The 1,445-nt window shown below is 67.6% G+C and carries 1 protein-coding gene; it reads left to right on the top strand.

All coding sequences use genetic code 11. The features are described from left to right. The first annotated feature begins 22 nt into the window (after nucleotides 1-22). Nucleotides 23-1,441 carry a sugar porter family MFS transporter gene (locus ACZ56V_RS39430; protein ID WP_467383609.1) on the top strand — a complete coding sequence of 473 codons (1,419 nt, stop codon included), beginning with the start codon at nucleotides 23-25 and terminating at the stop codon, nucleotides 1,439-1,441. Nucleotides 1,442-1,445: the final 4 nt, after the last annotated feature.

Here is a 1,445-nt window from a genome sequence, read left to right as displayed (position 1 = left end):
GCCGGTAGCCCGAGGAGTTCACGTGGCCAGCACATCGCAGGCGCCCAATTCAGGAGCCAGGACGGCTCATCCCGATCATCTCGGGCACGTCATCTTCATCGCGGCGGCGGCCGCGATGGGCGGTTTCCTGTTCGGCTACGACAGTTCCGTGATCAACGGCGCGGTCGAGGCGATCCGGGACCGCTACGACGTCGGCTCCGCGGTGCTGGCCCAGGTCATCGCCGTCGCACTGATCGGCTGTGCCATCGGTGCCGCGACCGCCGGCCGGATCGCGGACCGCATCGGCCGCATCCGCTGCATGCAGATCGCGGCGGTCCTGTTCACCGTCAGCGCCGTCGGCTCCGCACTGCCCTTCGCGCTGTGGGACCTGGCCATGTGGCGCGTCATCGGCGGCTTCGCCATCGGCATGGCCTCGGTGATCGGCCCCGCCTACATCGCCGAGGTCTCCCCGCCCGCCTACCGCGGCCGGCTCGGCTCCTTCCAGCAGGCCGCGATCGTCATCGGCATCGCCGTCTCCCAGCTGGTCAACTGGGGCCTGCTGAACGCCGCCGGCGGTGACCAGCGCGGCGAGCTGATGGGCCTGGAGGCCTGGCAGGTCATGCTCGGCGTCATGGTGGTCCCGGCCGTCCTGTACGGCCTGCTCTCCTTCGCCATCCCCGAATCCCCCCGCTTCCTGATCTCGGTGGGCAAGCGCGAGCGCGCCAAGAAGATCCTCGAAGAGGTCGAGGGCCGGGACGTGGACTTCGACGCCCGCATCGCCGAGATCGAACACGCCATGCACCGCGAGGAGAAGGCCAGCTTCAAGGAGCTGCTCGGCGGCAGCTTCTTCTTCAAGCCGATCGTCTGGATCGGTATCGGCCTCTCCGTCTTCCAGCAGTTCGTCGGCATCAACGTCGCGTTCTACTACTCCTCGACGCTGTGGCAGTCGGTCGGCGTCGACCCGACGGACTCCTTCTTCTACTCGTTCACGACGTCGATCATCAACATCATCGGCACCGTGATCGCGATGATCTTCGTGGACCGCGTCGGCCGCAAGCCGCTGGCCCTGATCGGCTCCGTCGGCATGGTGATCGGACTGGCGCTGGAGGCCTGGGCCTTCTCCTTCGACCTGGTCGACGGCAAGCTCCCGGCCACCCAGGGCTGGGTCGCCCTGATCGCCGCCCACATCTTCGTCCTCTTCTTCGCCCTGTCCTGGGGCGTGGTCGTCTGGGTCTTCCTCGGCGAGATGTTCCCCAACCGGATCCGCGCCGCCGCCCTGGGCGTGGCCGCCTCCGCGCAGTGGATCGCCAACTGGGCCATCACCGCGAGCTTCCCGTCGCTGGCCGACTGGAACCTCTCCGGCACCTACGTGATCTACACGGTCTTCGCCGCCCTCTCCATCCCCTTCGTGCTCAAGTTCGTGAAGGAGACCAAGGGCAAGGCCCTGGAGGAAATGGGCTGACCCG

The sequence above is a fragment of the Streptomyces sp. NPDC034099 genome (assembly GCF_055575415.1).
The sequence above is the reverse complement of the archived record's forward strand: the minus strand, read 5'-3'. Positions and strand labels throughout refer to the sequence as shown.